The following is a 19195-nucleotide window of genomic DNA, read 5'->3' on the forward strand; positions in this document are numbered from 1 at the left end:
CGGACGACTAAGGTCGGGGACATGGCTGGAGAGGACATCGCGGGAGCGGCTTCGGACACTGCGGAGACTTCGGGCGGGGATGACCGGCGGAGGCCGGGTGCGGAGGCGGATGTGGACGCGGGATCGGACCTCGGCGCGGGATCCGACGCCGGTACGGCCGCCGGTTCCGGTTCCGATACGGGTGCCGGTTCCGGTGCGACCTCCGGTGCCGGTACGTCGCCGGGCGGAACCGTCGCCCCCGACCCGTCCCAGGGCAGCGTCCGGGTCGACAGTTGGATCTGGTCCGTACGGCTGGTGAAGACCCGGTCCATGGGCGCCACCGCCTGCCGTGGTGGCCATGTACGGGTCAACGGTGAGCGGGTGAAGCCCGCCTACGCGGTCCGGGTCGGCGACGAGGTCCGCCTCCGGCACGGGGGCCGCGAACGGATCGTCGTGGTGAAGCGCGTCATCCGCAAACGCGTCGGCCCCCCTGTCGCCGTCGAGTGCTACGTCGACAACAGCCCTCCCCCGCCGCCGCGCGAGGCGATCGCCCCGGCCGGGGTACGGGACCGGGGCGCCGGCCGCCCGACGAAGCGCGACCGGCGCGAGATGGAACGCCTGCGCGGAGTGATCGGCCCGGGAGGCCCGACCGGTACATCGGGTACACCTCGCGCACCCGGCACATCCGGCGTATCCGGTGCGCCCGCCGAGCCGCGTCGACGGCGGCCGAGGACTCCCCCGGGCGCACCGGGAAAGTCCTCGCGTTGACCTCGCGGTGATCTCCGGTGATCTCGCGGTGCTGATCTGAGCCACCGGCCCGGCCGGGCGATCAACCCGGCCGGGTCCGCTCAGACCCGCTGTCTCACCAGCCGCAGCAGGTCACCGGTGCCGTGTCGGCGGGCCCAGGCGATCAGGGCGAGCGGCACGATCAGGATCAGCGGGGTGGCCGCGTTCTCACCGTCGAACACCGTCACCTGGGTGATGAAGGCGCCGACCATCAGCAGACTGAGCGCGACCGCCGCCACCGACACCAGTGCCGGTATCACCAGGGCGACGCCGCCCAGGAGTTCCAGGACCCCGACGGTGTACATGCCCGGACTGCCCCAACCGATCTTGTCGAACGTCTCGACGGCGGACGAGTGCCCGATCAGCTTCGGCAGCGCGCTCGCGATCACGTAGAACAGGGCGAGCAGGATCTGCAGCGACCGCAGCGCGATATCGGCCCGGCGCCCGACGCGCCGCGTACCGTTCCCGGGGGCGGACCGGGCCGTGTCGGTGGCGGCGATGTCGCCGGTGCCCGCGGTCGCGGCGGTGGAGTCGGACATGACGTTCTCCTCTGTGGGGACGCTGCATTTGCTGTCACAGAGGTAGACGACGGACCCGGCACCAACTCATCGCAACCCAGGGAACTTTCCAGAACTCACTTTTCGGCCACGATCCACTCCGACACCGTGCCGAACGCCCCGCACCGGCGTCCGGTCAAACCCCCCGCACCGGCTCCGGTACCGCCCTGACCCATATCCCGTCCTCCGTGAGATACCGGTCGACCCTCAGCCCGGACTCCGCGAGCGCTTCCTCGAAGGCTTCCTTGGTCAGCGGACGGGACAGGAACGTCTGGGTCCAGGTCGCGTCGGGGAACACATACTCCGCGCGCACCGAGTGGGCTCCTTCCGACACCGGCTCAGCCGACAGCATCCGCACCGTGAACCCATGGGGGTCGACCCGCTCGCGCGGCAGGTTCTCGTGGTAGTCGGCGCCTTCGCGCTGGATGAGCACACAGCCGTCGTCGGCGACATGGCGACGGCAGGTGTCGAGGTATCCCCGGCGCACATCGATGTTCCCCGCGTGGACCAGGAACGACGCGAGCATCACCACATCGAAGGTCTCCGCCAGGTCCAGCCTTTCGATCGGGCCGCATATGGTGCGCGTGCCCCGGACCCGCTCCAGCATGTCCGGCGACTCGTCCACGGCGGTGACGTCGAATCCCCGTTCAAGGAGCGGATGGGTCACCCGCCCCACTCCGCAGCCCAGTTCGAGCAGACGGGCTCCCGCCGGTACGGCCGCCGCGATGATCGCCGGCTCGTCTCCCACGGGCAGGCGACTGTACAGCTCCACCGCGCAGCCGTCCGGCGTGATCGCGCCGGGCCCCGCGCCCTCGTATCCCTCACGCATCTCGACCTTCATGCCCTTCCAACGCGCCACGCCCTCACGTCAGTTCCCGCCGATGTACTTTCCGTCACATCGGAAACCATCCGTGCCGTACGTACCAGTGCCCGCCGGCCCGGAGATGGTCGCCGACCGCCCGCTCGACCGCGGTGCGCCGGGGCAGCAGATCCGGCGCACGGTCCGGGTCGCCGAAGACGAATCCGACCGGTGCCGTGTCGTCGGGCCGGAGTCGCGGTTCGTGCGTCACGTCCGGCACCCGGAATCGGTTCTGGAACCGGACGATGTTGGACTCCTCCGGCAGATACCGCTTCAACTGCGGGTCGAGCAGCCAGGAGTGGCAGACGGCGACCTCGTGGCGTTCCTCGGGGAAGTACCGGGGGAAGAACTCCCGCGCCCAGGTGAGCGAGGCGTCGCAGGCGGTCGGGGTGAGGGGGCCGCGGAAGTCGGCGATGTGCAGGCTGAGACAGGGGTCGCCGGTCCCGGCGGCCGTTCCGGCGGCCTGGACAAGGGGCCCCAGGGTCCCGCCGAGCCGAGTCCGCTGGAACTGGAGCCGGCCCAGTTGATACAGCTCGCCATGGAAGTGGAGCGAGTTCCACCACGGGAAGAGAAGCCCGCAGGTGCCGCGTCGCCTGCGGTGGACGGCCAAGTGACGGCCCAGGTCGGCGAGGGTGCGCCGGGACACGTCGTCCGGTATGCCACGCTCACGGTGGTAGGCCCGCACATGGGGCAGCGCGGCGACGAACACGAACACGGTGAAACAGCGGCCGAGCGGGTCCGTCTCGTCGGGCAGGGGCCGGGGGGCGATGCCCTGGTTCGGATCGCCCATGCCGTGGACGAGTCCGCTCACGGCGCGTTCCAGGAGCCACCGCAGGTCACGGTCGCCGGTGAGGCGGCGGCGCAGGGCGACGAGTTCGTTGATGTCCCCGTGCGGCACGGCGAGGTCCAGCAGGACCTCCGGCAACTCGTCGGCGGTCGGCAGCGTGGCCTCCACCTGCGGAAGGTCCGGGTTCTCCAGTTCCTTCAGCCATCGCGCGAATCCGTCCTCGCCCCTGAGGTCATCCAGCACGGCCCGCCCCTCTCCGCTCGCCTGACTCGTTCGTCCATCCCGTACGTCCACTTTGTCGTGCTCCGCAGGACGGGGGAGGTACTTTGCAAGAAGGAGTGATGATGCGCGATGCGTACGGGCAGTGAGCCGATGACCGCGCGCAGTCCCCTGCGGATGCGTTTCTGGTTGAGCGTGTGGGGACTGATCTGGACGGTCGCGGGAACCGTGGCGTTCGCCTTGGCCGGGCGGCCGGGCTGGGCGGCGGCCTGTGCCGTGCTGTGGCTGATTGTCACCGTGGACATGGTGATGATCGTCCGGCACATCCGGCAGGGCCCGCATTTCCAGCCGGGCCGGGACGTACCGCCGTACCAGCCACCGCCCGACCGCTGACCGGGCGGCGTCCCTTCGTGGGGCAGCGGCGTCAGTCCTCGAAGCGGGCGGCTGCCAGGTACTCCGGGCAGGGGTCGAGGGCCGCCGCGAGCCGGAAGTGCCGCACGGCCTGCTGGGGGCGTCCGGCACGCTCATAGGTGCGGGCCAGCGCGAAGTGCGCGAACGCGTTGTCCGGTTCGCGCTCCAGGACGATGGTGAATTCGAGTTCGGCGGGACGCAGTTGCGCGGCGGCGAAGAAGGCACGCGCGCGCAAGAGCCGCGCCGCCGTGTTCTCCGGGTGCTCCGCGATGACCGGGTCGAGGAGTTTCACGGCTCCCCGGGGGTCGCGGGCGGCGAGGAGGTGTTCGGCCGCACGGAAGTCGATGACATGCGTTTCCGGAGTACGTCGAATGGGTCCGCTGCTCTCGGGCACGAATAAGTCCTTCCCTCGCCGTACGGTTTCAACGCGCGCCACGCGCGCCGGTATTCCTCCCGGCCCTCCCCCGGCGGCATCGCGGCACCCTGCGGTCGGGCCCTCGTGGCGGTCAGGTCCTCGCGCGCGCGGCGAGGTCTTCCCAGACCTCCCGTACCCGGGTCTCCAACTCGGGCAGCGACACGTCGTTGTCGATGACGATGTCCGCGACGGCCAGCCGTTTGTCGCGGGTGGCCTGTGCCGCCATCCGCGCGCGGGCGTCCTCTTCGGTCATGCCGCGCAGCCGTGTCAGCCGGTCCAGTTGGGTAGCGGGGTCCACGTCCACGACGATGACCAGGTCGTACAGTCCCGACAGGCCGTTCTCGGCGAGCAGCGGGACGTCGAAGACGACGACGGCGTCCTCGGGGGCCGCGGCCTCCAGTTCGGCGGAGCGGGCGCCGACCAGGGGGTGCACGATCGAGTTGAGCGTCGTCAGCTTGTCGGCGTCGGTGAAGACGATCGCGCCCAGTGCGGGCCGGTCGAGCGAACCGTCCTCGGCGAGCACCTCCTCGCCGAAGGTTTCAACGATCGTGGCGAGTCCGGGAGTTCCCGGTGCCACCACCTCGCGTGCGATCCGGTCCGAGTCGATCAGGACGGCGCCACGTTCCACGAGGAGACGCGACACCTCGCTCTTGCCGGCTCCGATGCCTCCGGTCAGGCCCACTTTCAGCATGTCCGGAAGCTTAGGGCGTGCGGCTCGGGGTGCGCCCCAGCCGGTCGCCCACTGTGCTCTCACCGGTCAGCCGGGGAGTGAACTCGGTCAGCCGTGGGTGAACTCGGCGATCAGCCCCGGGTGGCCTCGCCGCTCAGCCGTCGCCCTCACGCTCCGCGAGGAATCGCTCAAATTCCTGGCCGATCTCGTCGGCCGAGGGGATGTCGGTCGGCTCGGCGAGCATGTTGCCGCGGGTCTCGGCTCCGGCGGCGGCGTCGAACTGGTGCTCAAGTCCCTGGACCAGCGCCACCAGTTCCTCGTCGCCCTCCTGGATCTGGCGGTCGATCTCCATCTGCGTGCGGTACGCCTCGGTGCGCAGCGAGTGCGCGACACCGGGCAGGACCAGGCCCGTACCCGATGTGATGGCCTCCAGGACGGTCAGCGCCGCGTCCGGGTACGGGGAGCGGGCGATGTAGTGCGGCACATGCGCGGCGACGCCCAGCACGTCGTGTCCGGCCTCCATCAGGCGGTACTCGACCAGCGACTCGGCGCTTCCTGGGACCTGCGCCTCGTCGAAGGGGCTGCTGTGACCCGGTACCAGGTCCGTGCGGTTGCCGTGCGGCGTGAGGCCCACCGGGCGGGTGTGGGGGACGCCCATGGGGATGCCGTGGAAGCTGACGGAAAGACGCACACCAAGGCGTTCGACGATCTGCTGGACGGCGACGGCGAACCGCTCCCACTCCACGTCCGGTTCGGGCCCGGACAGCAGCAGGAAGGGCGCGCCGGTGGCGTCCTGGACGAGCCGGACCTCCAGCGTGGGCACCTCGTAGTCCGTCCAGCGGTCGCGCCGGAAGGTCAGCAGGGGGCGTCGCGCGCGGTAGTCCACGAGCCGGTCGTGGTCGAAGCGGGCCACCACCTGGTGGGGCAGCGAGTCGAGAAGCCTCTCTACGATCTGGTCGCCGGTCTCGCCCGCGTCGATGTAGCCGTCGAAGTGGTAGAGCATGACCAGTCCGGCCGATTCCTGGGCGAGTGCCATGTCGACGACAGCCAGGCCCTTCGGCTCCCATGCGTACAAACCCTGCGGATCTAGCACTGTGACCGCTCCTCCTCGTGTCGCTAAGTCAGAACGCGCCCCGGGACACGAGCATTCCCCTCCGGCGCTCCTCACATCCGACTCTCACCCGACGCACACCAACTCCCTCAGCGAGTTCACGTTCATGAATCCCTCTGTATCCGTTTCCGAGTCAAACCTTGACGCGGACATGCAGTACCTCTACCGTCCCGGGACACTGAGCGTTCACCGATGCGCCCAGAGTTCACATACAAGAATGCAGCGTACGCCTACGGGAAGGCTGATCCGCATGCGCACCCGAACACTGCTCACACCGGCCGCCGCCGCGATCGCGGCGGTCACCGCTCTGTCCGGCCTGGGCGCCGCCACCGCCGTGGCCGCCCCTGAATCCGCCGCCGCGGTCATCAACGTGACCACCGCCGCCCAGCTGAAGACCGCGCTCACCTCGGCGGCGCCCGGCGACACGATCCAGCTGGCGGACGGCACGTACACGGGCAACTTCAAGACCACGCTCGTGGCCCGCTCGGACGCCAAGATCACGCTCAAGGGCTCGTCCAAGGCCGTACTGAAGGCGAGCGGCGGCTACGGCCTGCACCTCAACGGCGCCTCGTACTGGACGGTCCAGGGGGTGACCGTGACCGGCGGCCAGAAGGGCATCATGATCGACTCCGCCAAGGGGGTCGTCGTGGACGACGTCACGGTGTACGGGCTCGACATGGAGGGCGTGCACTTCCGCAATTCCAGCACGGACGGCACCATCAAGAACTCCCGTATCCACGACACGGGCAAAGACGGACGCGGCATGGGTGAGGGCGTCTATGTCGGCTCGGCGAACACGCTGTCCGACAAGAGCGACCGGGTGCAGATCCTCAACAACACGATCGGTCCCAATGTCGGCGGCGAGAACGTCGACATCAAGGAGGGCACCACCGGAGCGAAGATCTCCGGCAACACCTTCGACGGCAACGGCCTCACGGGCGCCAACTACGACGACTCCTGGGTCGACGTGAAGGGCAACAACGTCGTCGTGGAGAACAACACCGGCAAGAACACCACCAACAACGGTTACGAGACCCACACGCAGCAGTCCGGCTGGGGCTGCGGCACGGTCTTCCGCGGCAACACGTCGAACCTGAGCGGTTCGAACGGCGCCAACCAGCTCGCGGTCAACGTCACCAACTACAGCTCCAGCTGCAAGACCACGGTCTACGGCAGCAACACGGTGTCGGGCGGCAAGGGCCTGACGAACATCACCGTGACGCCGTAGTCGCCCCGTACACAGCACGAGTGCCCGCACCCCCAGAGGGGCGCGGGCACTCGTCTACGTACTACCGCTCAGCGGTGAGCGATCAGCTCTGGCCGCCGGCCAGCTTCTCGCGCAGCGCCGCCAGGGCCTCGTCCGACGCCAGGGCGCCGGAGTTGTCCGCAGACTCCGAGGAGTACGAGCCGCCGCCACCGCCGGACGCGGCCGGAGCCGCACCCGCCGTGTCGCCGCCCTCGGCCGCCGCCTGGGCGTCGGCCTCGCGGGACTTGATGACCTGAGCCTGGTGCTGCTCGAAGCGGGTCTGCGCCTCGGCGTACTGGTGCTCCCACGCCTCGCGCTGGGTCTCGTAGCCCTCGAGCCAGTCGTTGGTCTCGGGGTCGAAGCCCTCGGGGTAGATGTAGTTGCCCTGGTCGTCGTACGACGCGGCCATGCCGTAGAGCGTCGGGTCGAACTCGACCGAGGCCGGGTCGGCACCGAAGGACTCGTTGGCCTGCTTCAGCGAGAGGCTGATGCGGCGACGCTCCAGGTCGATGTCGATGACCTTGACGAAGATCTCGTCGTTGACCTGGACGACCTGCTCCGGGATCTCCACGTGGCGCTCGGCCAGCTCGGAGATGTGCACCAGGCCCTCGATGCCCTCGTCGACGCGGACGAACGCACCGAACGGAACGAGCTTGGTGACCTTGCCGGGGACGACCTGACCGATCTGGTGCGTCCGGGCGAACTGCTGCCACGGGTCTTCCTGCGTCGCCTTGAGCGACAGGGAGACACGCTCGCGGTCCATGTCGACGTCGAGGACCTCGACGGTGACTTCCTGACCGACCTCGACAACCTCGGAGGGGTGGTCGATGTGCTTCCAGGACAGCTCGGAGACGTGCACCAGGCCGTCGACGCCACCCAGGTCCACGAAGGCACCGAAGTTGACGATGGAGGACACGACGCCGGAGCGGACCTGTCCCTTCTGGAGGGTGGTGAGGAACGTCTGGCGGACCTCGGACTGGGTCTGCTCGAGCCAGGCACGGCGGGACAGGACCACGTTGTTGCGGTTCTTGTCCAGCTCGATGATCTTCGCCTCGAGCTCCTTGCCCACGTAGGGCTGGAGGTCGCGAACGCGGCGCATCTCGACCAGGGAAGCCGGGAGGAAGCCACGGAGGCCGATGTCGAGGATGAGACCACCCTTGACGACCTCGATGACGGTACCGGTGACGATGCCGTCCTCTTCCTTGATCTTCTCGATCGTGCCCCAGGCGCGCTCGTACTGCGCACGCTTCTTGGACAGGATGAGACGGCCTTCCTTGTCCTCCTTCTGGAGAACCAGGGCCTCGATCTCATCGCCCACGGCGACGACCTCATTGGGGTCGACGTCGTGCTTGATCGAAAGCTCGCGGGAGGGGATGACGCCTTCGGTCTTGTAACCGATGTCGAGCAGGACCTCGTCCCGGTCGACCTTCACGATGACGCCGTCGACGATGTCGCCGTCGTTGAAGTACTTGATCGTCTCGTCGATCGCGGCGAGGAAAGCTTCCTCGTTACCGATGTCGTTGACCGCTACCTGCGGGGTGGTGGCGGTGGTCTCGGTGCTGCTCGTCATGTGGGAAAGGGCTCCGGTACGGACATTGAAGTCGTAGGTACTGCTACGCCGGGAGCCCGTGTCGCTCTGATGAAGCCGGACAGCTCAAGAAGCGCGATTCCGGCTCCTCCCCGAAGGGAGAACGGAACGCGCCTCGACAACCGAGGGACATACAACAGATGCGAGCGCAGCCTGCTAGGTCTGAGGAGCGCAGGCTCGCAGCGCAACTTGTAGCATACGGGGGCCGCAGGGCAGGGTCAATGCGCGAAGGCGCACACCCGGGGCGGATCGCCGCATACCCGGCACAAGAACTGTTGTATGAGGCCACATGGGCCGCAGCGCGCTCCCGCGTGACGTCCCACGGTGGTTCCGCAGTGGTACCGCGGTGGTTTTCGACGGAAGAGTACGACGAGGGAGCCGATCATCCAAGAGCGCGAACTGCCCGAACCGGAGGCCACCCGGCGTACCGCTTCGGGCACGGAGAGCAGCCGCGCGAACCGCGGCTGGTGGGACCGGAACGCGGACGAGTACCAGAGCGATCACGGCGTGTTCCTCGGCGACGACCGTTTCGTGTGGGGCCCGGAGGGGCTCGACGAGGCCGACGCGGGTCTGCTCGGCCCTGCGTCCGGCCTCGCGGGCCGCCGCGTGCTGGAGATCGGCGCGGGCGCGGCGCAGTGTTCGCGCTGGCTCGCCGCCCAGGGCGCGCGGCCCGTCGCCCTGGACCTCTCGCACCGGCAGTTGCAGCACGCGCTGCGGATCGGCGGCGACGGCGTGTCGCTGGTGGAGGCGGACGCGGGGGCGCTGCCCTTCGCGGACGGCTCGTTCGACCTGGCGTGTTCGGCGTACGGGGCGCTGCCGTTCGTGGCGGATCCGGTGCGGGTCCTGCGGGAGGTGCACCGGGTGCTGCGCCCCGGCGGGCGCTTCGTGTTCTCGGTGACGCATCCGATCCGCTGGGCCTTCCCGGACGAGCCGGGTCCGGAGGGTCTGTCGGTCGGGGCCTCCTACTTCGACCGCACGCCCTATGTGGAGCAGGACGAGGAGGGTCGCGCGGTGTACGTCGAGCACCACCGGACGATCGGCGACCGGGTGCGGGACGTCGTCGCGGGCGGTTTCCGTCTGCTGGACCTGGTGGAGCCGGAGTGGCCGGCCTGGAACAACCAGGAGTGGGGCGGCTGGTCGCCGCTGCGGGGCCATCTGATCCCGGGGACGGCGATCTTCGTCTGCGCACGGGACCGGTCGACGGGGACGGCCGACCGGAACAGCCGGCAGAGCTAGCCACACGACCAGAGTCAGTCATACGAACTGACAGACGTACCGTGCCTGTGGACAACCCGGCACGACGCCCGGCGCCGAGGCCCAGACTGAACGCATGATCCGAATCGACGCACTCGACCGACTCCCGGTACGCGCCGCCGTACCCGGCCTGCTCGCCGCCCTGGACGCACACGGCACCACCGTGCTGTGCGCTCCGCCGGGCACGGGCAAGACGACGCTGGTGCCGCTGGTGCTGGCGGGGCTGCTCGGGGACACGGCCATAGGCGCCGGGCGGGTCGTTGTCGCTGAGCCGCGGCGGATCGCGGCGCGGGCCGCGGCGCGTCGTATGGCCTGGCTGCTCGGTGAGCGGGTCGGCGAGAGTGTGGGATTCACGGTGCGCGGCGAGCGGTCCGTCGGACGGCACACCCGCGTGGAGGTCGTCACGACCGGTGTCCTGCTCCAGCGCCTCCAGCGGGACCAGGAGTTGTCCGGGGTCGACGCCGTGATGCTCGACGAGTGCCATGAGCGGCATCTCGACGCGGACACCGTCGCGGCGTTCCTCCTGGACGTGCGGGCGACGCTGCGGCCCGAACTGCGGCTGGTGGCAGCTTCGGCGACGACCGACGCGGAGGGCTGGGCCCGGCTGCTCGGCGGGGCCCCCGTGGTGGAGGCGGAGGGCACCGCCCATCCGGTGGACGTGGTGTGGGCGCCGCCTCCGCGCGCGGTGCGACCGCCGCACGGGATGCGGGTCGATCCGGCGCTGCTCACCCATGTGGCGTCGGTGGTGCGCGGAGCCCTCGCCGAGCGGGCCGGGGACGTGCTGTGCTTTCTGCCCGGAGTCGGTGAAATCGCGCGGGTGGCAGCGCAGTTGGGCGACCTGCCGGACGTCGAGGTACTCCAGGTGCACGGGCGGGCGCCCGCGGCAGTGCAGGACGCCGTCCTCGCGGGAGGCTCCGGTCGACGGGTGGTGCTCGCCACATCGGTCGCCGAGTCGAGTCTGACGGTGCCGGGGGTGCGGATCGTCGTCGACTCGGGGCTCGCGCGGGAACCCCGAGTCGACCACGCTCGGGGACTCGGGGCGCTGACGACGGTGCGGGCGTCGCAGGCCGCGGGACGCCAGCGCGCGGGACGGGCGGGGCGAGAGGCGCCGGGCGCGGTGTACCGGTGCTGGACAGAAGCGGAGAACGGCAGACTGCCGAGGTTCCCCGCACCGGAGATCAAGCTCGCGGACCTGACACCGTTCGCGTTGCAGACGGCGTGCTGGGGAGATCCGGACGCCTCCGGCCTCGCCCTGCTCGATCCGCCGCCCGCCGGGGCGATGGCGGCGGCCAGGTCGGTGCTCACAGCGATCGGCGCGGTCGACGCCGACTCGGGACGGCCGACTGCGCGCGGTGCGCGGATGGCGCGGCTCGGGCTGCATCCCCGGCTCGGGCGGGCCCTGCTCGACGGCTCCGAAGAAATCGGCGCGCGACGGGCGGCCGAGGTGGTGGCGCTGCTCAGCGAGGAGCCACCGCGTGAGTACGGCGACGATCTCGCCGGTGCGTGGCGGGCGGCCCGGCGCGGGGGCGACGCGTACGGGGCGCGGTGGGGTGCGGAGGTGCGGCGGCTGACATCGGCCCTGGGCACCCCGCCGGACCGGGGCGGGTCGCCGGGCCGGAACCCGTCGGCCGAGCAGGGAGTGGGGTCGGCGGGCGTCGCGGGCGGGGACGGCCAGGACCATGCCGCCGGGCTGGTCGCGGCGCTCGCCTTCCCCGAGCGGGTCGCGCGGGACCGGGGCGAGGGCACGTATCAGATGGTGTCCGGTACGAGGGCGGAGCTGGCCGACGGGTCGGCGCTGCGGGGCACTCCATGGCTGGCCGTGGCCGTCGCGGACCGGCCGGTGGGCGCGGGGCACGCGCGGATACGACTGGGGGCGGTGATCGGTGAGGACGTGGCCCGCCGTGCCGCCGCCCCGCTGTACGGCGAGGGTGAGGAGGTCGCGTGGGTGGACGGTGACCTGGTGGCGCGGCGCGTCGAGCGGCTCGGGGCCGTCGAGTTGACGGTGCGCCCACTGCGGAACCCCGATCCCGGGCTGGTGCGGGACGCGTTGCTCGACGGGCTGCGGCGCGACGGGCTCGGGGTGCTGCGGTGGAGCAGGGACGGCGAGGTGCTGCGGCAGCGGCTGGCGTTTCTGCACCGGCGGTTGGGCGGCGCGTGGCCGGACATGGCGGACGAGGCGTTGCTGGACCGGGCCGGAGAGTGGCTGGAGCCGGAGCTGGGCCGGGCGCGTGGCCGTGCCCAGTTGGAGCGGATCGACGCGGGGCAGGCGTTGACCCGGTTGCTGCCGTGGGCGACCGGTGAGGCGGCGCGCCTGGACGAGTTGGCGCCGGAGCGAGTGGAGGTGCCCAGCGGATCACGCGTCCGGGTGGACTACGCCGATCCGGAACGGCCCGTGCTCGCGGTGAAGTTGCAGGAGATGTTCGGGCTGACGGCGACGCCGGAGGTGGCGGGGGTGCCGCTGCTGGTGCATCTGCTGTCGCCGGCGGGGCGGCCGGCGGCGGTGACGGCGGACCTGGCGTCGTTCTGGCGGGACGGATACCGGGCGGTGCGGGCGGAGTTGCGGGGGCGGTATCCGAAGCATCCCTGGCCCGAGGACCCGGCGACGGCGAAGCCCACGCGGCATACGACGGCGCGGCTCAGACGTTGACGGGTTCGGGGGCCGGTTCCCGGTCGCCGTGGGGAGCCGGGTCGCCGGGGCGGCGGCTGCGTGCCTCCAGGACGAGCGACAGGGTGAGCAGGACGGCGCCGAGTCCGAGGAATCCCCACGGAAGGTAGGAGGTCAGCAGCATGACGAGGACGCGCTGGGACTTGACGAGGTCCACGGTGTACTTGATGTAGTCCTCGCGCATCTTGACGTGTCCGGAGAAGGCGGTGACCTTGTCGCGGTCGCCGAGGAGGGTGCCGCCGCGCAGTTCCTCCTGGTGGATCTCCTCGCCGTAGACGGGTGCGCCGGTGACGGGCTCGACCCAGAATTTACGCACGGTCGTATACCAGCGGGTGGTGCCGGTCTTGGCCACGGCCTCGGGGGTGATGCCCTTGACCGGCATGATCTTGGGCATGCTGACCTTGGTCCAGGGGATGGTCTGCTCGAAGTAGTAGACGTCCAGACCGCGGAAGTTCTGGGTGCCCTTGTAGTGGATGGGCGCGGTGGTGCGGGTCTGGGCGTCGAAGTACTCGTAGTCCCGTTTCTCGGTGAGGAAGGGCCATTTGAACTCGATGCCCTGACGTTTGACGGGGTCGCCGTCGACCATCTCACCGGTGGCATGGACGGGGTCCTGGCTGTGGGCGTCGAAGATGTAACGCTCGGGGATCTTCGAGACCATCTTGCCGTCGGGGCCCTGCACATAGGAGAGGGAGTCCCAGACGACGACATCGCGTCCGGCGCTCTTCCCGATCTTCTGCGCCTCCTCGACGTTGCCCTTGAGGGTCTGCACGATGGTGATCTTGTCGACCTGCTTGGCCCGCATCGTCCCGTAGTCGAGGAGGGTCGCGGGCTTCGCCTCCAGGACCATCTCCTGGTACTGGCTGGGCGGGATCTTCGCGAGCCGGGGGAAGGCGTACCAGCGCAGCAGCGGGGACAGGGCCGTGAAGAACACGGCGAGGGCGAGCAGGATCAGGCTGGCCTTTCGGCGCATCGCGACGGCCTCCCTTACCGGTTACGGATGTGCGGGGACGGTGGTGAGCAGGGGTTCGGGTGAGGTCTTGCCGGGCGGTGTGCCGACGGCCGAGACGGTCAGAACCAGGGCGAGGGCGACCGAGAGGCCGATGGCTGCGGCGATGAGGGCGCGCATGGCTGGGCCTCCCGGTGCGACAGAAATCTGATGCTGCGTCAGGGCTGGGGCACCGTAGCAATGGAGGGGCGAGATGAGAACACGTTGCACACACAGCGGCGCCCCTCGGCCCATGGAGTGGGCGGAGGGGCGCCGGTGACGCCGATCGCTGGTTACGGGGCACGGGCCGCGGGTGCGGGGCCGGGGCCCGTGCCGGGGATGTCAGGCGGCGGGGGGTGCCTCGACCTTCAGTTCGACGGTGAGGGTGGCTCCGCCGGTGGTGGTGATGCGGAGCAGGAAGGTGCCGGTGGTGTCGTCGGCGTAGAGCTTGGGGAGCTTGAGGAGTCCGTTCGCGTCGGTCGTGAGGTCCTTCAGCGTGCGGACGGGCTGCCCGTCGGCGCCCTTGAAGTAGGGGCCCTTGTCGTTCTCGGTGGCGTCGTCGGCCGCCTTGACGAGGGTGGCGGTCGCGGCGACACCGTCGGCCACGGCGCCCTGACGGGTGGCCTTGACCTCGACCTCGTCGGCGAACTCGCCGCCCGGGACGCAGGTCAGTGGCGCCTCGCTGGTCCGGGCGAGGGCGTCGGCCTCCCGGGCGGTGACGGTGGCCGCGAAGTCGAGGCCCTGGAGAGTGCGGCCGACGACGGTGGCGCGGACGGTGAAGCTGCCGGTCTTCTCGCCGGCCCGCAGCGCGGGCGCGGTGGCGACGCCGGCGGCGCCGGTGACGACCGTGGCGACCCGCTCGCCGCCGGTGAAGGTGGTGTCCGTGTCCCCGACGAGGGTGAACCGGATCCGGACCTTCAAAACGGGCGTGCCCGCCCTGGTCTGGGCGCGCGCCTTGGCCTGCGCGGCGAAGGCGTCACCGGCGGTCGCGGTGAGCGTACCGGTGCCCGCGTCCTGAAGGCTCGCCACCAGATCGGTGCTCGTGGGCGGCTTGGTGGTGGGCGGTGGCGTCGGTGTGCCGCTGCCGGGAGGCTTGGACGGCTCCTTGCCCGGGTCCTTCGTCGGGTCCGACGCCGGCGGCTTCGGGCTGGGCCCCGGGTCCGGCGAAGACCCGGAGCCGGGTGACGTGCCGTCGCTGCGGTCGCCCGGCACGCTGCCCGTGCCGTCCGGGACCTCGTGGGTGCCGCGGCGGTAGTACTCCAGCCACGACAGCACGGTGTTCAGATACTCCGTCGAACGGTTGTAGCTGAGGATGGCCGCGCGGAGATCGGAGGTCACCGCCAAGTCGCGGTCGCCCGCGCAGAGATAGCGGCCGGCGGCGAGGGCCGCGTCGTAGATGTTGTTGGGGTCCCTCTTGCCGTCACCGTTGCCGTCGGCGCCCCAGCCCTGACCGTCGGGGCCGCCCTGGGCCCAGGTGGAGGGGATGAACTGCATGGGGCCGACGGCGCGGTCGTGGACGGTGTCGCCGTCGTAGACACCGTTGTCGGTGTCGGTGATCCGGGCGAAGCCGTTGCCGTTGAGTACGGGGCCCAGGATCGGCGTGAGTGTGGTGCCGTCGGTGTCGACGCGACCGCCGCTCGCGTGGCCGGACTCGACCTTGCCGATCGCGGCGAGGAGTTGCCAGGGCAGGTTGCAGCCCGGCTTGGAGGCGCGGAGGGACTCCTCGGCCTTCTTGTACGCGTCGAGGACGGTGGCCGGGATGCCCGCTTCCGCGGGGCCACGGCTGGCGGGGTCACCGATGGTGGGCGGTGCGGTGGGGCTGTTGAGCGGGGGCAACTCGGTGTAGTACGGGGAGTCGCCGGTGGCGCTGCCGTCGCCTTCGCCGCCGCCGTCGGCCGAGGGTTCGGACCCGGCCGTACGCTGGCCGCCGCCCGCGTCGTTCACCCCCGGGGCCTGGGACGCGGCCAGCGCCGCGACCGCTGCCGCGGCCACCGCGGTGGTTACCGCACCTCTGCGCAGCCTCCTGCCGAATTGCGCCGCCATGCCGTGGGCCCCTCCGTAGTTGACGTCCGTGTCTCGCGCTCCCCAGCGCTCCGACCCAGGCGACCCTACGGCAACTTCCGCCGCGCATACAGTTGTTCGTGCCCGATATTCACCGGTTGTCCACGAGCCCGCCGTTCGGCGGGAACGGGCTGGTGGTGCTGTGGACCGGCGAGGATCCGGAGGTCAGTGCCAACGTCCCTCGGGGTCCGGACGGTTCGGGCTCCCGATGCCGGAATGGCGGAAAGAGACAGCCCGAGCGAGCGCGCGGCGAAGTGCCGGACCGACGATCGGACGGTCTTCGGGGTGTTCGCGGCGCACGCTGACATCGGGGCAGACGGGCCCGCCGGAATCCCGGTGCCGGGCGCGGGGCCGGTACGACAGCGCCGCCCGGATGTCGGGTGACATCCGGACGGCGTGTTCCCGTTCCCTGGCGGCGCGGCGCAGGCGCTGGGCGGCGGCGCCGACCCGGGATATCGGCGCGAGAACGACCAGGAGAACACCGGCGACGCCCCCGTCGAGCCGTGCGCGCAGCATGTGACCCATGCCAGGCATCCTCGCGGGGGGTCAGGGGGGCGGCCCGGGGACGGGGTCCAAGCGGGTGACCGGGGGCCATTCCACCGCGTACGGAGTGACCCCCCGGCCCCGTACCCGCCGCCCCGTGCCCGCCCCAACCCCTCCGAGCGCCCCGCTCCCCCACCTACCCGATGCGCCACCCATCTGATGCGCTGCCCACCTGACGCGCTGCCTAATGCGCCGCCGACTCCCAGTCCTCCCCCACCCCCACCGACACATCCAGCGGTGCCCGCAAGTGCACGGCGTCGGCCATGTGCTTGCGGACCAGGGCTTCGACCTTCTTGCGTTCGCCGGGGGCGATTTCCAGGACCACTTCGTCATGGACCTGGAGCAGCATGCGGGAGGTCAGGCCGGCCTCGGTGAGGGCAGCGTCGACGTTCAGCATGGCGATCTTGACGATGTCGGCCGCGGTGCCCTGGATGGGGGCGTTCAGCGCCATCCGCTCGGCCATTTCGCGGCGCTGGCGGTTGTCGCTGTTGAGGTCGGGCAGATAGCGGCGGCGGCCGAAGAGGGTCTCGGTGTACCCGGTGGCGCGGGCCTCGTCGACGGCGCGGCGCAGATAGTCCCGTACCCCTCCGAAGCGCTCGAAGTAGGTGTCCATCAGGCCGCGGGCCTCCGCCGCCTCGATGTTCAGCTGCTGCGAGAGGCCGAACGCCGACAGGCCGTACGCCAGGCCGTAGGACATGGCCTTGATCTTGCGGCGCATCTCCGCGTCGACACCGGAACGCCCGACGCCGAAGACCTGGGACGCGACGGTGGTGTGCAGGTCCTCGCCGGAGGTGAACGCCTCAAGGAGGCCCTCGTCCTCGGAGAGGTGCGCCATCACGCGCAGTTCGATCTGGCTGTAGTCCGCCGTCATCAGCGACTCGAAGCCCTCACCGACGACGAACCCGCGGCGGATGGCGCGGCCCTCGTCGGTGCGGACGGGGATGTTCTGGAGGTTCGGGTCGGTGGACGACAGGCGGCCCGTCGCGGCCACGGTCTGATTGAACGTGGTGTGGATACGGCCGTCCGCCGCGATGGTCTTGATCAGACCCTCGACGGTGACCCGCAGCTTCGCCTGCTCCCGGTGGCGCAGCATGATCACGGGCAGTTCGTGATCGGTCTGGGTGGCGAGCCACGCGAGGGCGTCTGCGTCCGTGGTGTAACCGGTCTTGGTCTTCTTCGTCTTCGGCAGGTCCAGCTCGCCGAAGAACACCTCCTGGAGCTGCTTGGGCGAGCCGAGGTTGAACTCGTGCCCCACGGACGCGTGCGCCTCCTTCACGGCCTGCTGCACGGCGCCCGCGAACATCTGCTCCATCGCCTCCAGATGGGCGCGGTCGGCCGCGATGCCGTGCCGCTCCATCCGGGCGAGCAGCGCCGAAGTCGGCAGCTCGACGTCCCGCAGGAGATCGGCCGCGCCGACCTCGGTGAGCCGGCCGTCGAACGCTTCGCCGAGGTCGAGGATCGCGCGGGCCTGCACCATCAGCGCGTCGGCCTCGGCCTGGTCGTCCGCGCCGAACGCGAGTTGGCCGTCGGCGGCCGAAGCGGGCTCCAACTCCCGGCCGAGATACTCCAGCGACAGGGCGTCCAGCGCGAAGGAGCGGCGGCCCGGCTTGACGAGATACGCGGCGAGCGCGGTGTCCATGGTGACGCCTTCGACGCGCCAGCCGTGCTCGGCGAACACCCGCATGACGCTCTTGGCGTTGTGCATGATCTTCGGCTTCGCGGGGTCGGCGATCCACGCGGCGAACGCCGTCTCGTCGTCCTGGTCGAGCTGCGCCGGGTCGAACCAGGCGGCGGTCCCGTCCGCGCCGGCCAGCGCGACCTCGGTCACCGAACCGGTGCCCAGCGTCCAGGAGTCGACGGCGGCCAGACCCAGGACCTCGTCGCCGTGCTCCCCGAGCCAGGGGGCGACCTCGCCGGTGCCGAGCACGGTGCCGTCGACCTCGACGCCCGCCTCGGGCTGCGCCGGGGTCTCGGCCTCGGCGCCCGGGTCGACGGCGAGAAGCCGCTCCCGCAGCGACGGGTTACGGATCTCCAGGGTGTCCAGGACGAGGGCGACGGCCTTGCGGTCGTAGGGAGCGCGCTCCAGGTCGACGACCGTGCTCGGCAGCTCGACGTCGCGCACCATCTCGGTCAGCCGGCGGTTGAGCCGCACCGCGTCCAGGTGGTCGCGGAGATTCTGCCCGGCCTTGCCCTTGACCTCCTCGACCCGCTCGACCAACTCGGCGAACGACCCGAACTGGTTGATCCACTTCGCGGCGGTCTTCTCACCGACCCCGGGGATGCCCGGCAGATTGTCGGACGGGTCGCCGCGCAGGGCGGCGAAGTCGGGGTACTGCTGGGGCGACAGACCGTACTTCTCCTGGACCTTCTCCGGTGTGAAGCGGGTCAGCTCGGAGACGCCCTTCGTCGGATACAGGACCGTGGTGTGCTCGCTGACCAACTGGAACGCGTCCCGGTCGCCGGTGACGATCAGCACCTCGAAGCCCGCGGCCTCGGCCTGTGTCGCGAGCGTCGCGATCACGTCGTCGGCCTCGAAGCCGTCGATCGCGAACCGCACCGCGGACATCGCGTCCAGCAGCTCACCGATCAGCTCGACCTGGCCCTTGAACTCGTCGGGGGTCTTCGAACGGTTCGCCTTGTACTCCGTGAACTCCTCGGAGCGCCAGGTCTTGCGGGAGACGTCGAAGGCGACCGCGAAGTGCGTGGGCGCCTCGTCACGCAGGGTGTTCGCGAGCATCGACGCGAAGCCGTAGATCGCGTTCGTCGGCTGGCCCGTCGCGGTCGTGAAATTCTCCGCGGGCAGCGCGAAGAACGCGCGATACGCCAGCGAGTGCCCGTCCATGAGGAGCAGGCGCGGCCGGTCACCGCCCGCGGTCGCCTTCGCCGGGTCGGCCGGATTCGCCGGGGTAACGGTCTTCTTCGATGCTTTCTCTGCCACGTCCCCGATCCTGCCACGCCCCACTGACAACCGGCCCCGCCCCGAGTCCGGACCGGACGGGTGTCCCTCCGGACCCGACAGGTGTCATAGGGGACCGGATCGGTGTCAGAGGCACGTGGGA

17 protein-coding genes are annotated in these 19195 nt (G+C 70.5%); 5 read left to right on the plus strand and 12 right to left on the minus strand.

Annotated features, from left to right (window positions below; translation table 11 throughout):
• Window positions 1–21 precede the first annotated feature (21 nt).
• Window positions 22–747, plus strand: a complete 726-nt coding sequence (locus ACFVT5_RS23805; RefSeq protein ID WP_389891401.1) for an RNA-binding S4 domain-containing protein — start codon at window positions 22–24, stop codon at window positions 745–747.
• Between the two features lie 80 nt (window positions 748–827).
• Here the strand turns inward: ACFVT5_RS23805 and ACFVT5_RS23810 are convergent, their stop codons facing one another.
• The 3 genes from ACFVT5_RS23810 to ACFVT5_RS23820 all read right to left on the minus strand — a co-directional run bounded on the left by ACFVT5_RS23810 (window position 828) and on the right by ACFVT5_RS23820 (window position 3211).
• Window positions 828–1304 carry a DoxX family protein gene (locus ACFVT5_RS23810; RefSeq protein ID WP_389891403.1) on the minus strand — a complete coding sequence of 159 codons (477 nt, stop codon included), beginning with the start codon at window positions 1302–1304 and terminating at the stop codon, window positions 828–830.
• Between the two features lie 154 nt (window positions 1305–1458).
• On the minus strand, window positions 1459–2151 hold the full coding sequence (locus ACFVT5_RS23815) for a class I SAM-dependent methyltransferase (protein WP_389891939.1): 693 nt from the start codon (window positions 2149–2151) through the stop codon (window positions 1459–1461).
• A gap of 64 nt (window positions 2152–2215) precedes the next feature.
• On the minus strand, window positions 2216–3211 hold the full coding sequence (locus tag ACFVT5_RS23820) for an acyltransferase domain-containing protein (RefSeq protein ID WP_389891406.1): 996 nt from the start codon (window positions 3209–3211) through the stop codon (window positions 2216–2218).
• Between the two features lie 108 nt (window positions 3212–3319).
• On the opposite strand from ACFVT5_RS23820, the gene ACFVT5_RS23825 reads away from it, so the two are divergent.
• Window positions 3320–3580: a DUF6343 family protein gene (locus ACFVT5_RS23825; protein WP_389891408.1), complete on the plus strand. Its 261-nt coding sequence runs from the start codon at window positions 3320–3322 to the stop codon at window positions 3578–3580.
• A gap of 31 nt (window positions 3581–3611) precedes the next feature.
• Here the strand turns inward: ACFVT5_RS23825 and ACFVT5_RS23830 are convergent, their stop codons facing one another.
• The 3 genes from ACFVT5_RS23830 to ACFVT5_RS23840 all read right to left on the minus strand — a co-directional run bounded on the left by ACFVT5_RS23830 (window position 3612) and on the right by ACFVT5_RS23840 (window position 5776).
• Window positions 3612–3992, minus strand: coding sequence for a tetratricopeptide repeat protein (locus ACFVT5_RS23830; protein ID WP_389891411.1), 381 nt, complete (start codon window positions 3990–3992; stop codon window positions 3612–3614).
• 112 nt (window positions 3993–4104) lie between these two features.
• On the minus strand, window positions 4105–4704 hold the full coding sequence (gene coaE, locus ACFVT5_RS23835; protein WP_389891414.1) for a dephospho-CoA kinase: 600 nt from the start codon (window positions 4702–4704) through the stop codon (window positions 4105–4107).
• Between the two features lie 133 nt (window positions 4705–4837).
• Entirely contained in the window at window positions 4838–5776 is a 939-nt protein-coding gene (locus ACFVT5_RS23840) for a PAC2 family protein (RefSeq protein ID WP_389891417.1), read from the minus strand.
• 268 nt (window positions 5777–6044) lie between these two features.
• On the opposite strand from ACFVT5_RS23840, the gene ACFVT5_RS23845 reads away from it, so the two are divergent.
• Window positions 6045–7022 carry a right-handed parallel beta-helix repeat-containing protein gene (locus tag ACFVT5_RS23845; protein WP_389891420.1) on the plus strand — a complete coding sequence of 326 codons (978 nt, stop codon included), beginning with the start codon at window positions 6045–6047 and terminating at the stop codon, window positions 7020–7022.
• Window positions 7023–7104: 82 nt separating this feature from the next.
• Here ACFVT5_RS23845 and rpsA read toward each other — a convergent pair whose 3' ends face one another.
• Window positions 7105–8610, minus strand: coding sequence for a 30S ribosomal protein S1 (gene rpsA, locus ACFVT5_RS23850; RefSeq protein WP_389891423.1), 1506 nt, complete (start codon window positions 8608–8610; stop codon window positions 7105–7107).
• A gap of 399 nt (window positions 8611–9009) precedes the next feature.
• Here rpsA and ACFVT5_RS23855 point away from each other — a divergent pair, with 399 nt between their 5' ends.
• Both ACFVT5_RS23855 and hrpB read left to right on the plus strand, forming a co-directional pair.
• Complete coding sequence (locus ACFVT5_RS23855) at window positions 9010–9864, plus strand: class I SAM-dependent methyltransferase (protein ID WP_389891942.1); 855 nt, start codon at window positions 9010–9012, stop codon at window positions 9862–9864.
• A 94-nt stretch (window positions 9865–9958) separates the two neighbouring features.
• On the plus strand, window positions 9959–12529 hold the full coding sequence (gene hrpB / locus ACFVT5_RS23860; protein ID WP_389891426.1) for an ATP-dependent helicase HrpB: 2571 nt from the start codon (window positions 9959–9961) through the stop codon (window positions 12527–12529).
• On the opposite strand, the gene ACFVT5_RS23865 is transcribed toward hrpB, so the two are convergent.
• From ACFVT5_RS23865 to polA, 5 genes are all read right to left on the minus strand, one after another.
• Window positions 12519–13517 carry a DUF3068 domain-containing protein gene (locus ACFVT5_RS23865; RefSeq protein WP_389891429.1) on the minus strand — a complete coding sequence of 333 codons (999 nt, stop codon included), beginning with the start codon at window positions 13515–13517 and terminating at the stop codon, window positions 12519–12521. The genes hrpB and ACFVT5_RS23865 overlap by 11 nt on opposite strands.
• 21 nt (window positions 13518–13538) lie before the next feature.
• Window positions 13539–13673, minus strand: a complete 135-nt coding sequence (locus ACFVT5_RS23870) for an SPW_0924 family protein (RefSeq protein ID WP_389891432.1) — start codon at window positions 13671–13673, stop codon at window positions 13539–13541.
• Window positions 13674–13874: 201 nt separating this feature from the next.
• Window positions 13875–15575 carry a lytic transglycosylase domain-containing protein gene (locus ACFVT5_RS23875; RefSeq protein WP_389891435.1) on the minus strand — a complete coding sequence of 567 codons (1701 nt, stop codon included), beginning with the start codon at window positions 15573–15575 and terminating at the stop codon, window positions 13875–13877.
• A gap of 183 nt (window positions 15576–15758) precedes the next feature.
• Window positions 15759–16118, minus strand: coding sequence for a hypothetical protein (locus tag ACFVT5_RS23880; RefSeq protein ID WP_389891438.1), 360 nt, complete (start codon window positions 16116–16118; stop codon window positions 15759–15761).
• Window positions 16119–16320: 202 nt separating this feature from the next.
• A complete protein-coding gene (polA, locus tag ACFVT5_RS23885; RefSeq protein ID WP_389891441.1) occupies window positions 16321–19074 on the minus strand; it encodes a DNA polymerase I in 2754 nt (917 codons plus the stop codon).
• Window positions 19075–19195: the final 121 nt, after the last annotated feature.

Origin of the sequence: Streptomyces sp. NPDC058001 (assembly GCF_042886315.1) — a bacterium.
Classification (GTDB): domain Bacteria; phylum Actinomycetota; class Actinomycetes; order Streptomycetales; family Streptomycetaceae; genus Streptomyces.